Genomic DNA, 11,895 nt, shown 5'->3' with positions numbered 1-11,895 from the left:
ACGGCGGCCCGGTCGGCTACCGGGCCGCCGTTGCGCATCGGGCCACCGAGCACCGCGCCCACCGCCGCAGGCAGACCGCACCCCCGCCGGTACCCGCCTCGAAAACATCGCCCGCTTCCTCGACTTCGTCAGTGAGGGCATCACCCGCGCCGCGGAACAGGCCCGCGACATCCTCCACACCAAACCCGCAACCACCCCGGACAACACCGCCTAAGGGTGCGCCCCGGGCGGTGTTGTCCCGGGGCGCACGTTGTGTGGAGGGTGCCGGGAAGGGCCGGGTGGCCCTTCGGGCCGGCTCAGTGCATCAGTTCGTGCTCGCGCTGGGAGTACGGGGCCGGAGCGTGGCCGGTGGCCGGTCGGCGGTTCAGCTTCTCGCCCTCGACGTCCACGTTCGGCAGGATCCGGTCGAGCCACTTGGGCAGCCACCAGGCGGACTTGCCCAGCAGGGCGAACAGGGCCGGGACGATGGCCATGCGGACGACGAACGCGTCGAAGAGGACGGCCGACGCGAGGGCGAAACCGATCATCTTGATCAGGTCGTTCGACTCCGTGATGAAGCCGGAGAACACGCTGATCATGATGATCGCGGCCGCGCTGACCACGCGTCCGCCGAAGCGGAAGCCGGTGACGACCGCCTCACCGGGCTTCGCCCCGTGGACGTAGGCCTCGCGCATCCGGCTGACCAGGAACACCTCGTAGTCCATCGCGAGGCCGAACACCACGCCGATCATGAAGATCGGCATCGTGCTCATGACCGGGCCGGCCGACTTGACGCCGAAAACGTCGGCGAGCCAGCCCCACTGGAAGACGGCGACCACGGCGCCGAGGGCCGCGCTCACCGACAGCAGGAATCCGAGGGCCGCCTTGAGCGGGACCAGGATCGAGCGGAAGACGAGCACCAGGAGGACGAAGGCGAGGCCGACGACGAGCGCGAGATACGGGACCAGGGCGTCGTCGAGGGTCTTGGTGAAGTCGAGGAACACCGCGGTCTGGCCGGTGACGAGGACCTCGCTCGCACCCGTGCCGGTCTCGATGCCGCCCACGCTGGTGCGGATGGTGCGGACCAGTTCCTCGGTGGCGTGGTCGGTGGGACCGGTGCTCGGTACGAGGCTCAGGATCGCGGTGTCGTTCCCCGCGTTGGGTGCGGCCGGCGAGACGGAGGCGACCCCGTCGAGCTTGGCCAGCGCCTGGCCGACGCCGGCCGCCGCGGTCTTGGCGTCCTTGGCGCTCACGGTGATCATCAGCGGTCCGTTGAAGCCGGGTCCGAAGGACTCCGACAGCATGTCGTATGCCTTGCGCTGGGTGGTCTCGGGGGCCATGGTGCCCTCGCCGGGCAGGCCCAGCTCCAGGCTGGCGGCGGGCAGGGCCATCGCGCCCAGTCCGACCACGCCGACGAGCAGGACGGCCACCGGGTGGCGCAGCACGTAACCGGCCCAGCGCGTACCCAGGTTGGGCTTCGTCCGGGCGGCCTCCTTGGCGGCTTTGCGCTGCTGGCGGGCGGTGAGCGGCTTGCCGGTGATCGCCTTGCGGTCGATGCGGCGCAGCACCTTGACCGGCGCGAAGCCGAGCAGGGCGGGGACGAGGGTGATCGCAATGAGGACGGCGACGGCGACGGTGCCCGCGGCGGACATGCCCATCTTGGTGAGCATGGGGATGTTCGCGATGGCGAGGCCGGAGAGCGCGATGATGACGGTGAGACCCGCGAAGACGACTGCCGATCCGGCGGTGCCGACGGCGCGTCCGGCGGCCTCCTGGCGCTCATGGCCCTCAGCGATCTCGGAGCGGTAGCGGGAGATGATGAACAGGGCGTAGTCGATGCCGACGGCGAGGCCGATCATCATGGCCAGCGTGGAGGTGTTCGCCGACAGGCCGAACGTGCTGCCGAGCGCGGTGATGCCGCTGATGCCGACACCGACACCGATGAGGGCGGTCAGCAGGGGCATGCCGGCGGCGATCATCGAGCCGAAGGTGATCAGCAGGACGATGGCGGAGACGAGGATGCCGATGCCTTCGGCGCCGCCCATCGCAGCTTCGATCTTGATGGCGTCACCGCCGGCCTCGACGGTCAGGCCCTTGCCGCGGGCGCTGTCGAACGCCTGCGTCTGCGCGTCGTGTTCCTCGTCGGTCAGCTGGATGCCGGGGACCTTGTACGTCACGACCGCGTACGCGGTTGTGGAGTCCTTGCTGATCGCTCCGGGCATGTACGGGTCGCTGACCCCGACGACCCCCGGGGCCTTCTTCAGGTCGGCGATGAGCTCGGAGACCGCCGGCTTGCGCTCGGGACCTGAGATGTCCTGACCCTTGGGCGCGCGGATGACCACCCGGGCGCTGCCTCCGTCGGCGCTCGCGGCCGGGAACTTCTCCTTGAGCAGGTCGAAGGCCTTCTGCGATTCGGTACCGGGCATGGAGAAGGTGTCGGCCGGGGGAGCCGGGGCCGACGCGGCTGCGAATATGCCGCCCACGAGGACCAGCAGCCACATCAATGCTGTCAGGCCACGCCTTCGGAACGCGAAACGGCCCAGTTTATGGAGGAACGTTGCCATGGTGGGGGGGACTCCCGTCAGGATCAAGTGACACCAAGACCCGGGGAGATTAACAAACCGCACGTACGGTTTGCTATAAACGGGATGCTTCTCCGCCACCCTCAAAACTCTTCCTGAGGCACGGCAGAAGCAGGCACCACTCAACCGGGCCCCATGTGCCGGCCCCTCGGCCCAGGGTTCGGAACGCGCGATTCCGCCCCGAGGTGACCGGAAAATCGGCACGTGGGAAGCCTGACATGGCGCGCTTGAGCGGCAACTGAGTCCCGATTGACCCTGCGGAGGCTTGGTGGGTGCCCTCAAGGTGCCCCGAACGGCAAGGGAAGGGCGGGCTCCGGGGTCTCGTCAAGTTGGCTTAAATGAAACCATCCTCCCGGTTTTTTTGTCCGCGGTGAAGTCTCGTGCGCGGGCCCCTCACGCAGGTGTAGGACGTGCCGGTGCACGGTCCCGTGCGGAACCCGAGTCAGGCTTGAGCGCCGCGACCGAACCTTGAGCATGCGGCACCGGCTCTTCCCGGTGCATCCGTGTCGAAAGGGTCCTCATGAGCATCGTCGACGAACGGCCGCTGGTCACCGATCCCACCCCGGCGCCCCTCTTCCGCGTCCCCGCCGTCCGCGTCGCCCCCGTACGGCAGCGTCCCGCGCAAGCGCCCGCGCGTACGCAGGCCGCGCCGGCTCCGGCTGCCGCCGCGCCCTCGATGGCCCTGGCCATGGCCTCGATCCGGATCTCCCGGGGCAACCCCACTGCGGAGGAGGCGGCCGCACTGGCCGTCCTCCTGACGGCCCGTCTGCGCCTGCTGCACAAGGCCCGGGAGGCCGAGGCCGCCGCCCCCCGGATCCGCAAGCTCCCGCACCGCCCCTACCCGCCGTTCCGTGCCCCGGGGGCCTGGACCTCGTAACACGGCGGCCGGGCGGGCGGTATGCGCCTCGGCCGCCCCCGCCGGCGCGGGCGCCGTGCAGCGCCCGCCGACCGCGCCCTGGCGTTCTTCGACGACGTCGAGGCCCCGGTCAAGGAGTTCGCACTGATCGAGGACGCGAGCCACTTCGCGTCATTTCGCCACCCGGACCTGATGCTGACCCGGGTCCGTCCCGTGGCGGTCATGGCATCCGGGGCCGCCACGGCATAAGACGATCTACCTACGCGACATCTGTACGACAATCGTGCCGGACGAACCGGCTGTGCACGGAAGGAACATGAGCTGCGCGCGGTCGCGTACCGGATGCTCGGCGCCCTCAGCGAAGCCGAGGACGCCGTCCAGGAAGCCTGGCTGCGCCTGGAGCGCACGGACACCTCCGAGATCGAGAACCTGGCCGGCTGGCTGACCACCGTCGTGGCCCGCATCTGCCTGAACATGCTGCGCTCGCGCGAGGCGCGCCGCGAGGAACCCCTCGAAACGCGCGCGCCCGACCCGATCGTCACGCGCGGCGAGGTGATCGACCCCGATGTCATCCTGCGCTCCGACGGCGGCACCGCCCGCGCGGGCCAGACGGTCGTCCTGCGGGGCGCTGAGACGGCGGCCTCCCAGGCCGCCCTGTACAGGAGCCTCATCCCGTTCGTCCGGCCGGTACTGATCAACAGCGCGGCCGGAGCCGTGGTCGCCTCCGGAGACGGTCCCCCGTCCCTCATGGCCTTCACGGTCACGTCCGCAAGGATCGTCGCGATCGACGTGATCGTCGACCCGGAGTGCCTCCGAGCCCTCGGCCTCGACGACTTCGGCGCATGACCGCTCCCGCGTACGTGCGCCTGCCGGGGCCCGCGCTGGGCGACCGCACAAGCGCCTCTCTATCAGCGGTGCCTAATCTCCGGGGAGGTGTACGACCTTGCACCGCAACGCGTGTCCGCCGACGTTTCTGCTTGCACTCGCGGACCAGCACCGACGGGAGCCGACGCACGTATGTCCGTGGAAACCACTGCCCCTGGCGTGACAAGGGCGTGTGACAAAGAAGTCCGCCGCCTCGACCGGGTGGTCATCCGGTTCGCGGGTGACTCGGGTGACGGTATGCAGCTCACCGGTGATCGGTTCACCTCGGAGACGGCGTCCTTCGGGAACGACCTGTCCACGCTGCCGAACTTCCCGGCCGAGATTCGTGCCCCCGCCGGCACCCTGCCCGGCGTGTCGTCGTTCCAGCTGCATTTCGCCGATCACGACATCCTCACCCCGGGTGACGCCCCGAACGTACTGGTGGCGATGAATCCGGCGGCCCTGAAGGCGAACATTGCGGACGTGCCGCGTGGCGCCGAGATCATCGTCAACACGGACGAGTTCACGGCGCGCCCGATGGCGAAGGTGGGCTACGAGACCTCGCCGCTGGAGGACGGCTCCCTGGACGCCTACAACGTCCATCCGGTGCCGCTGACCACGCTCACGGTCGAGGCGCTGAAGGGTTTCGGGCTGTCCCGCAAGGAGGCCGGCCGCAGCAAGAACATGTTCGCGCTGGGGCTGCTGTCCTGGATGTACCACCGGCCCACCGAGGGCACGGAGCGTTTCCTGCGGCAGAAGTTCGCGAAGAAGCCGAACATCGTCGAGGCGAACGTGGCCGCGTTCCGCGCCGGCTGGAACTTCGGCGAGACGACGGAGGACTTCGCCGTCTCCTACGAGGTCGCCCCGGCCACCCGTGCGTTCCCGACGGGCACCTACCGCAACATCTCCGGGAACGTGGCTCTCTCGTACGGGCTGATCGCGGCGGGCCGGCAGGCCGATCTGCCGCTCTATCTGGGCTCCTACCCGATCACGCCGGCCTCGGACATCCTGCACGAGCTGAGCAAGCACAAGAACTTCGGGGTGCGCACGTTCCAGGCCGAGGACGAGATCGCCGGGATCGGCGCGGCGCTCGGCGCCGCGTTCGGCGGCGCACTCGCGGTGACCACCACCTCCGGGCCGGGCGTCGCCCTCAAGTCGGAGACGATCGGCCTGGCGGTCTCCCTGGAGCTGCCGCTGTTGATCGTGGACATCCAGCGCGGCGGCCCCTCCACCGGTCTGCCGACGAAGACGGAGCAGTCCGACCTGCTGCAGGCGATGTACGGGCGCAACGGCGAGGCGCCGGTCCCGGTCGTCGCCCCGCGCACCCCGGCCGACTGCTTCGACGCGGCCCTCGATGCGGCGCGGATCGCGCTGACGTACCGGACCCCGGTCTTCCTACTGTCCGACGGGTACCTCGCCAGCGGCTCCGAGCCCTGGCGGATCCCGGAGGCCGAGGAACTCCCCGACCTCCGCGTCGCCTTCCAGACGACCGCGAACCATCTCCTGGCGGACGGCACCGAGGTGTTCTGGCCCTACAAGCGTGATCCGCAGACGCTGGCCCGCCCGTGGGCGGTGCCGGGCACGCCGGGTCTGGAGCACCGGATCGGCGGGATCGAGAAGCAGGACGGCACGGGCAACATCTCCTACGACCCGGCCAACCACGACTTCATGGTCCGTACCCGCCAGGCCAAGATCGACGGGATCGAGGTCCCCGACCTCGTCGTCGACGACCCCGACGGGGCCCGCACGCTCGTCCTGGGCTGGGGCTCCACCTACGGACCCATCACCGCCGCCGTCCGTGAACTGCGGGCGACCGACGTCCCCGTCGCGCAGGCTCATCTGCGCCACCTCAACCCCTTCCCGAAGAACCTCGCAGAGGTACTGCGCCGGTACAAGCGCGTGGTCGTCCCGGAAATGAACCTGGGTCAGCTCGCCATGCTCCTCAGGGCGAAGTACCTGGTCGACATCCAGTCGTACACCCAGGTCAACGGGATGCCGTTCAAGGCCGGGCAGCTCGCCGGCGTCATCCAGGAGACGAACCGTGGCCGCTGAACTCCTCTCCCTCGTGCCGAAGGCCGAGGCCAGGCAGTCCATGAAGGACTTCAAGTCGGACCAGGAAGTCCGCTGGTGCCCCGGCTGCGGCGACTACGCCGTGCTCGCCACCGTCCAGGGCTTCATGCCCGAGCTCGGACTGGCGAAGGAGAACATCGTCTTCGTCTCCGGCATCGGCTGCTCCTCCCGCTTCCCGTACTACATGAGCACCTACGGGATGCACTCCATCCACGGCCGCGCCCCCGCCATCGCCACCGGCCTGGCCACCTCCCGCCGCGACCTGTCCGTATGGGTCGTCACCGGCGACGGAGACGCCCTCTCCATCGGCGGAAACCATCTCATCCACGCCCTGCGCCGCAACGTCAACCTCAAGATCCTCCTCTTCAACAACAGGATCTACGGACTCACCAAGGGCCAGTACTCACCCACCTCCGAAGTCGGCAAGATCACCAAATCCACGCCGATGGGCTCCCTGGACGCCCCCTTCAACCCCGTCTCCCTCGCCCTCGGCGCCGAAGCCACCTTCGTCGCCCGCACCATCGACTCCGACCGCAAACACCTCACCGAGGTACTGCGCGCCGCAGCCGACCACCAGGGCACCGCCCTCGTCGAGATCTACCAGAACTGCAACATCTTCAACGACGGCGCCTTCGACGCCCTCAAGGACAGCGCACAGGCCCAGGAAGCCGTCATCCGCCTCGAACACGGACAGCCGATCCGCTTCGGCGCCGACGGACACAAGGGCGTCGTCCGCAACCCCGCCACCGGGGAACTGGAAGTCGTCGCGGTCACCTCCGACAACGAATCCCGGATCCTGGTCCACGACGCCCACAACGCCGGCCCGACCACCGCCTTCGCCCTCTCCCGCCTCGCCGACGCCGACACCCTGCACCAGACGCCCATCGGGGTCTTCCGCGACGTCGAACGCCCTGTCTACGACACCCTCATGGCCGAACAGATCGACGCGGCCGTCGACACCAAGGGCAAGGGCGACCTCAGCACCCTCCTCACCGGAAACGACACCTGGACGGTCAACCGCCCGCTCCGGTGACCACCGGCGAAGCCCCGGTTCCCCGCGGCGCACCGGCCCTCCGGCCCGGCCCCGTACACGACAACGCCCGAGCGCTCTTGGCGCTCGGGCGTTGTCGTTTCCGGCCGGGGTGCCCCACGGAGGCATCGACTTCGTCGCCCGGACAGCCTCGCTTGTCCCTCCCCTCGTAGCGTGGAGTCCGTGATTGCAGGGGAAGTTGGGGTTCATGGGGTCCAAGCAACGGACGTACACGCCTGAGTTTCGTGAGGGTGCTGTACGCATAGTGATCGAGACGGGCAGACCGATCCCGGAGGTCGCCGAGGAGCTCGGCGTGCACTCCGGCACGCTGCACAGCTGGGTGTCGGGGTGGCGGCGCAACGGGTCGGCGTCGTCCGACCGGTCGACCGAGCCCGCGCCGGGCGGGCGGATGCGCGAGGCCGAGCGCGCCGAGCTGGAGCGGCTGCGGCGTGAGATGCCGGAGAAGAAACAAGCGGATACGCGAGCTGGAGATGGAGCGTGATGTCCTCAAGCGATGCATGGTCCTCTGGGTGAAGTGACCGGGACGGACCCGGCCGTCCTGGCCGTGTTCATCGGTAGCCAGAGGACCGAGCACCGCGTCCCGCACGGTCTGGCCTGCCGGGTCCTGGGTGTGTCGGAGTTCTGGTTCTACAAGTGGCGCGACAGGCCCACCACCGGGCGTGAGATCCGGCGCGGGCAGCTGACCGACGCGATCCGGCAGATCTTCGAGGACTCCGCAGGCACCTACGGTTCCCCGAAGGTCTGGCTCCTCCTGGTCCGCGCTGGCTGGCGGGTCTCGGTGAACACCGTGGCCCGCCTCATGGCCGAGCTCGGCCTGGCCGGACGCGCGCTCCGCCGCCGGCGCGGGCTGACCCGGCCCGGCAAGCGACCGGCGGCCCCGGACTTCGTGCGGCGGGACTTCACCGCGGACGCTCCGGACCAGGTGTGGTGCGGCGACATGACCGAGATCACCACCGGTGAGGGCAAGTTCTACCTGGCCACCGTCATCGACCTGTTCTCGCGCCGGCTGCTCGGCTACGCGATGGGCGCACACCATGACGCCGAGCTGGTCGTGGCGTCCTTGAACATGGCCGCGGCCACCCGCGGCGGTGACGTGAAGGGCGTGATCTTCCACAGCGACCGCGGCAGCGAGTACGGCTCCCGGCGCTTTCGCCGGGCCTGTCGCCGCTGGGGCGTGACCCGGTCCATGGGCCGCGTCGGGTCGTGTTTCGACAACGCCGTCAGCGAGGCGTTCAACAGCGTGCTCAAGGTCGGGTACGTCCACCGCCACTCGTTCGCTACTCGAACCGAGGCCCGGCTGAGGGTCGCGACCTGGATCACCAGCTTCTACAACACCCGCCGACTACACAGCGTGTGCGGGTACCAGAGTCCGATCGACTACGAACACGACCACCGGGCCAACTCCGCCTTGGGCAGGCCGCTTAGAAGATCTCCACAGTTCGAGGGGATTGACACCGGGCACACCGGCGGCACCGTCGAGAAGGCGCTGGTTGACCAGGGCTTCAAGAACCAGGTCGTCGCGCATGGAGCCGGCCTGGGCATCGACGTCGAGATCGTCGCACGCAACCCGCAGGCGACGGGGTTCGTTCCGCAGCCGAAGCGGTGGAGGGTCGAGCAGACCTACGGGATCCTGATACTGCACAGGCGCCTGGTCCGCGACTACGAGCACCGCCAGGCCTCCTCCGCCTCCCGCGTCTACTGGGCGATGACGCATGTCATGGCCCGCCGCCTCACCGGCGCGAGCACTCCCACCTGGCGCGATCCGGAAATGGTGACCGCGTGAACGTCCAGCCCCTGCTCGACGCGCTCGGCATCCAGGAGAACGCCGCCCGGGCCTTGGCCGACGATCTCCGCGGACAGATCACCGAGTTGCAGGGCCGGCTGAGGGAGGCCGAGACCCATCTCGAACACCTCGCGATCACCCAGAAGACCGTCACCGCCCTTGCCGACCGGCTCCCGGCCGTCCCACCGGACCTGCCCGAGCACCCGGACTACCCCCGCATCCTCGGTGTCTTCAACGATGCGACCGGCCCGCTAAGAGCCCGGGACGTCTGCGCAGCCCTCGACCACGAACTGCTGCCGAAGAACATCGAAGGCACCCGCGCCAAGCTGAAACGCCTGGTCAGACTCGGCATCCTCACCGAGGTAGACGTCTGCAGCTTCACCAGGAAGCAGTAGCCGCCCAGCACCACAGCCAGCAGCCTCACCGGGAAACGGTCATCACCTCACGAACCGCCCTCTCAGTGTCCCGATCGTGCTTGGCCCATACGGAGCGCGCTGTCGTTGTCAGCCTGGCACTCCAGTGGGAGGCGTCATGATGCATCCGGATCCCCCCTGGCTTCCTCGCTCTGAGTTGGTACCAACTTCCGGGCTCCGCTGGCCCCATCAGGTGTTCGAGCTGAGGCTGGCGACTCACGTTTGCCCCGGTCAGTCCCGGGCCACTTTGCGCCGGAGCAACCAACTGGTACCGGGTGGAGCCGATTCTGTGGGCCAGCTCAGAGCAAGGAAGCCACCCCCCCCAGGAACGCGACGTCGAACGATCGGCGGGAGCGGGCTCCCTCCCACTCACCCGTGCGCAGCGGGGAGCCCGCCCATGATCGAGGCATCAGAGTTGACCCGAAACTCATTCCGAAACATTCACCCGTAGGAGTGATGGAGTGCGATGGGTGGCCTGTCCCGATCGCAGCAGCGTGAGGGACGTGCCACCAAGATCCACGGCGTCTGATGTGTCAGAGCGGCGGGCCCCCGTGAGGCAGCCGGATCAGAACGGTTCAAAGCTTGGCTCGACCGGACCAATCTCACCGCGCTCTGCCAGTTCGTTCAGGTCTTCCGGCTCAAGGAACTCCAAGAGATCAGAGTCGATCCCGTGGTGCGGGTCCACGTCGCGCAGGCGCTTGACGAAGGCGAGTACGAAGTCGGTGAACGGGCCATCGAAGACCTCGGGGTCGGCGCCGTTGATGTTCGTGACGATCTTCCAGCGGTCCGGTTCCGGGGCGCACGGCCAGAAGAAGTGCTCGTCGCCGGAGTAGTCGTATCCCCAGGAGATCAGTCCGCCCGATGCGGGGTGGAACCGGAATGGGTACTCATCCGAGTCACGTCGCCACGACTGGCCGAACGACTCGTGGATCTTCCGCATCCGATCCAGCAGCGGGCTGGACCCTAGGGGGTGGAAGACCACCAGCTCTCCACATATCGCGCCGGTGCCATAGGCGTCAAGGAATGCCTTGAAGTCGCCCGGCAGCGCCGAGCCGACATAGTTCTCGATCTCGGCCCAGTCGTCCGGGGAAGGCTCTCGAGCCGGTGGCAGGCCGAACAGTTGCACCAGGTTGTCGAGACCCGCCATACGTCCCACCTGCTTGATCGTCGGTTGCCGGCGGCAAACCTAGTCAGACTCAGCTGCGGGGATCAAGGGGGGAGCGGGGTCGACAGCCACCCCGACGGAGTCATCTCACCTCGTTGATCGCTCGCGACTACGGCCAACGAGGTTCACGAGCAGCGAAGTTCAGAGAACTGACCAGCCCGAACGACAGGTTCCCGGCCCAGACGGGACGCGCCACGGCCATCGCCTCCTTCAGTCGCCCCCGCCTCCAGTGCACGGCGCCTACCCAGTCCCCACCACACCAGCCCACCTGCCCGCTGACCCCACGGTCTGCCGAACGGGTCACGAACCGGAGTGCCGACTTCCCATCCAGAATCGAACAGAATTGCTATTCAAGGTGAACGACGAGAACGGCTTCCCCCACGACCTCCTCCAGCTGCAGGAACGCCTCCACCGCGCCCATGCCGAGCACCGCACCTACCTGACCAGACTGCCCTGGAGCGTGGAGCCCATGAAGGGGTGGGAACGCGGTGAGCGGTACTCCCACCGCGGGGACGTGCCCGACAGCCCCGGCTGGAGCGACGAGCAGAAGGAGACGGTCGACCGTATGTGGGCCGAGATCCGGCAGCTCTCGATCGACGTCGTCGACCACCCCCACTGGAAGAGCGTCCCCACCGACATCCTGGTGAAGGCCCGGATGCAGCTGAAGCGGCAGGCCCGCCCAGCCTCAGCCCCCGAGGCGGCGTAGCCGCATGCCCGAGCCCCTTCTGCCCCTTCCGCTGGCCCTGGACCAGCTCCTGGTCATACGCTGCTGGCTGGAGCTCAGCCTCGCCCGCGTCGACGAGAAGATCAGCGTCGTCCGGGCTGCGGAGGAAGAGCGGGCCCGCTGCCGCCCGCTCCCGGGCCCTCCCGACTGGTGGATGGAATATGGCATTGGAGCCACCCGCACCCCGGACCGCGTCCACACCGGCGCCTGCAGGATCACCGGCCGGGGCCGGGCCGCGACACGGCAATCGGTCCTGGAGGTGCTGCGCACCGTGCCGTCGGTCATCGCGTGCCCGCTGTGCCGGCCCGACAGCGGCCTAGTACTCCAGCAGTACTTCGTGGCTTGACCTGGGGAAACGTCGAGCGGTGGGAGTGTAGCGGGCAGGATGCCGTCACGGACGGCTTCTGC

At 68.6% G+C, this 11,895-nt stretch carries 11 protein-coding genes and 3 pseudogenes; 12 read left to right on the top strand and 2 right to left on the bottom strand.

Features of this window, described 5'->3' with window-relative positions:
• Positions 1-214, top strand: a pseudogene (locus ACFW2G_RS32100) (hypothetical protein); the annotation flags it as partial.
• A gap of 82 nt (positions 215-296) precedes the next feature.
• Here the strand turns inward: ACFW2G_RS32100 and ACFW2G_RS32095 are convergent.
• Positions 297-2,543 carry an MMPL family transporter gene (locus ACFW2G_RS32095; protein ID WP_384584553.1) on the bottom strand — a complete coding sequence of 749 codons (2,247 nt, stop codon included), beginning with the start codon at positions 2,541-2,543 and terminating at the stop codon, positions 297-299.
• A gap of 538 nt (positions 2,544-3,081) precedes the next feature.
• On the opposite strand from ACFW2G_RS32095, the gene ACFW2G_RS32090 reads away from it, so the two are divergent.
• The 9 genes and pseudogenes from ACFW2G_RS32090 to ACFW2G_RS32050 all read left to right on the top strand — a co-directional run bounded on the left by ACFW2G_RS32090 (position 3,082) and on the right by ACFW2G_RS32050 (position 9,580).
• Positions 3,082-3,438, top strand: coding sequence for an acyl-CoA carboxylase epsilon subunit (locus tag ACFW2G_RS32090; RefSeq protein ID WP_384584556.1), 357 nt, complete (start codon positions 3,082-3,084; stop codon positions 3,436-3,438).
• 21 nt (positions 3,439-3,459) lie between these two features.
• Positions 3,460-3,666 carry a hypothetical protein gene (locus ACFW2G_RS32085; protein WP_384584558.1) on the top strand — a complete coding sequence of 69 codons (207 nt, stop codon included), beginning with the start codon at positions 3,460-3,462 and terminating at the stop codon, positions 3,664-3,666.
• Positions 3,667-3,759: 93 nt separating this feature from the next.
• Positions 3,760-4,263, top strand: coding sequence for a sigma factor (locus tag ACFW2G_RS32080; RefSeq protein WP_384584561.1), 504 nt, complete (start codon positions 3,760-3,762; stop codon positions 4,261-4,263).
• A gap of 171 nt (positions 4,264-4,434) precedes the next feature.
• Positions 4,435-6,333: a 2-oxoacid:acceptor oxidoreductase subunit alpha gene (locus ACFW2G_RS32075; protein WP_384584564.1), complete on the top strand. Its 1,899-nt coding sequence runs from the start codon at positions 4,435-4,437 to the stop codon at positions 6,331-6,333.
• A gap of 40 nt (positions 6,334-6,373) precedes the next feature.
• Positions 6,374-7,384, top strand: coding sequence for a 2-oxoacid:ferredoxin oxidoreductase subunit beta (locus ACFW2G_RS32070; RefSeq protein ID WP_384584580.1), 1,011 nt, complete (start codon positions 6,374-6,376; stop codon positions 7,382-7,384).
• A gap of 262 nt (positions 7,385-7,646) precedes the next feature.
• Entirely contained in the window at positions 7,647-7,883 is a 237-nt protein-coding gene (locus tag ACFW2G_RS32065) for a transposase (protein WP_384584567.1), read from the top strand.
• Positions 7,884-7,895: 12 nt separating this feature from the next.
• A pseudogene (locus ACFW2G_RS32060) lies at positions 7,896-8,777 on the top strand (IS3 family transposase); the annotation flags it as partial.
• A gap of 90 nt (positions 8,778-8,867) precedes the next feature.
• Positions 8,868-9,185: pseudogene (locus ACFW2G_RS32055) on the top strand (IS5/IS1182 family transposase); the annotation flags it as partial.
• Entirely contained in the window at positions 9,182-9,580 is a 399-nt protein-coding gene (locus ACFW2G_RS32050) for a hypothetical protein (RefSeq protein ID WP_384584569.1), read from the top strand. The pseudogene ACFW2G_RS32055 and the gene ACFW2G_RS32050, both read left to right, overlap by 4 nt.
• Positions 9,581-10,163: 583 nt before the next feature.
• Here ACFW2G_RS32050 and ACFW2G_RS32045 read toward each other — a convergent pair.
• Entirely contained in the window at positions 10,164-10,745 is a 582-nt protein-coding gene (locus ACFW2G_RS32045) for a hypothetical protein (RefSeq protein ID WP_384584572.1), read from the bottom strand.
• Between the two features lie 373 nt (positions 10,746-11,118).
• On the opposite strand from ACFW2G_RS32045, the gene ACFW2G_RS32040 reads away from it, so the two are divergent.
• Positions 11,119-11,469 carry a hypothetical protein gene (locus tag ACFW2G_RS32040; RefSeq protein ID WP_384584575.1) on the top strand — a complete coding sequence of 117 codons (351 nt, stop codon included), beginning with the start codon at positions 11,119-11,121 and terminating at the stop codon, positions 11,467-11,469.
• Between the two features lie 4 nt (positions 11,470-11,473).
• Complete coding sequence (locus tag ACFW2G_RS32035) at positions 11,474-11,833, top strand: DUF6233 domain-containing protein (RefSeq protein ID WP_384584577.1); 360 nt, start codon at positions 11,474-11,476, stop codon at positions 11,831-11,833.
• Positions 11,834-11,895 lie beyond the last annotated feature (62 nt).

Source organism: Streptomyces sp. NPDC058880, assembly GCF_042742535.1.
GTDB lineage: Bacteria > Actinomycetota > Actinomycetes > Streptomycetales > Streptomycetaceae > Streptomyces.
Note: the sequence above shows the minus strand (reverse complement) of the source record. Positions and strands in the feature narration are given on the sequence as shown.

Coding starts and splice junctions, on each gene's coding strand:
- ACFW2G_RS32095 (WP_384584553.1), bottom strand. CDS start 2,543: ATGGCAACGTTCCTCCATAAACTGGGCCGTTTCGCGTTCCGAAGGCGT.
- ACFW2G_RS32090 (WP_384584556.1), top strand. CDS start 3,082: ATGAGCATCGTCGACGAACGGCCGCTGGTCACCGATCCCACCCCGGCG.
- ACFW2G_RS32085 (WP_384584558.1), top strand. CDS start 3,460: ATGCGCCTCGGCCGCCCCCGCCGGCGCGGGCGCCGTGCAGCGCCCGCC.
- ACFW2G_RS32080 (WP_384584561.1), top strand. CDS start 3,760: ATGCTCGGCGCCCTCAGCGAAGCCGAGGACGCCGTCCAGGAAGCCTGG.
- ACFW2G_RS32075 (WP_384584564.1), top strand. CDS start 4,435: ATGTCCGTGGAAACCACTGCCCCTGGCGTGACAAGGGCGTGTGACAAA.
- ACFW2G_RS32070 (WP_384584580.1), top strand. CDS start 6,374: ATGAAGGACTTCAAGTCGGACCAGGAAGTCCGCTGGTGCCCCGGCTGC.
- ACFW2G_RS32045 (WP_384584572.1), bottom strand. CDS start 10,745: ATGGCGGGTCTCGACAACCTGGTGCAACTGTTCGGCCTGCCACCGGCT.
- ACFW2G_RS32035 (WP_384584577.1), top strand. CDS start 11,474: ATGCCCGAGCCCCTTCTGCCCCTTCCGCTGGCCCTGGACCAGCTCCTG.